Origin of the sequence: Tepidiphilus baoligensis, from assembly GCF_012911495.1 — a bacterium.
Lineage (GTDB): Bacteria > Pseudomonadota > Gammaproteobacteria > Burkholderiales > Rhodocyclaceae > Tepidiphilus > Tepidiphilus olei.
Genome location: NZ_JAAAUB010000039.1, coordinates 1 through 1,258, shown reverse-complemented (window position 1 = coordinate 1,258; position 1,258 = coordinate 1). Strand labels below are relative to the sequence as shown.

The window sequence follows — 1,258 nt, the reverse complement described above, 5'->3', positions numbered from 1 at the left end:
GTCGGCGACAAGGTCTCCGAAGGCACCCCCGTCATCCGCCTCGAAGCCAAAGAAACAGATCGAGCATCCGAGCCAGCCTCTCAGCCCCCCGGCGACGTGGCCACGCCAGTCCAGCGCGGCGTCGAAGCGAACGCAGCCGCCACAGCCGAAGTCGGTGAACCCACTCCTTCTGCCGCGTCACCGCGACCGGCCTCGGTCGCCGGTGCGGCGGTTTGGGCGCCCGTCGCCGAACCCGTGACACCGTCTCCCATTGCGCCCACACCGATCCAGCTCGGCGGCAAGATCCACGCCAGCCCCGTGGTGCGCGCCTTTGCCCGCGAGCTCGGGGTCGATCTCTCCAAAGTCACTCCGTCCGGACCCAACGGGCGCATTCTGCGTGAAGACGTCGTCGCCTACGTCAAGCGCGTGATGCAAGGTGAAGCCGGGGAGCCGTCCAAGGCGGGCGGCGGCTCGTTGCTCGCTGGCTTGGAATTGCCGCCCTGGCCCAAGGTAGACTTCGCCAAGTTCGGTCCGATCGAGGTCAAGGAGCTGGGGCGCATCAAGAAGATCTCGGCGGCGAACCTCGCGCGCAACTGGATCATGATCCCGGCGGTCACCTACCACGACGAGGCCGACGTCACCGAGCTCGAAGCCTTCCGCCGCGAGCTCAACCGCGAGCACGAAAAGGAAGGGCTCAAATTCACCATGCTCGCCTTCCTCATCAAGGCGGTGGTGGCAGCGCTGCAGCGCTTCCCCGACATGAACACCAGCCTCGACGGGGACAAGCTCGTCTACAAGCGCTACTACCACATCGGCTTTGCCGCCGACACGCCGCAAGGTCTGGTGGTGCCGGTGCTGAAAGAAGCCGACAAGAAGGGGCTGCGTGAGATCGCCGCCGAAACGGCCGAACTCGCCCGCAAGGCGCGCGAAGGCAAGCTCAAGCCGGCCGAGATGCAGGGCGCCACCTTCACCATCTCCAGTCTGGGCGGCATCGGTGGCACGGGGTTTGCCCCCATCATCAACGCGCCCGAGGTGGCGATCCTGGGCGTGAACAAGATCGCCGTCAAACCGGTGTGGGATGGCAAGGCGTTCGTGCCGCGCCAGATCCTGCCGCTGTCGCTCACGGCCGATCATCGCGTGATCGACGGGGCGTACGCCACGCGCTTCACCAGCCACCTTGCCCAGCTGCTCGCCGACTTCCGGCGGGTGCTGCTCTAAAAAGCGGAGCGAATCCCATGTCCCTCATCGAAGTGAAGGTACCGGACATCGGCGACTATCA

The 1,258-nt window shown here is 65.9% G+C and carries 1 protein-coding gene; it reads left to right on the top strand.

From position 1 onward, the window contains the following. Window positions 1-1,197 (top strand): 2-oxo acid dehydrogenase subunit E2 (locus GV368_RS10900; protein WP_169116537.1); only part of this gene is annotated, 1,197 nt, incomplete at its 5' end. Window positions 1,198-1,258 lie beyond the last annotated feature (61 nt).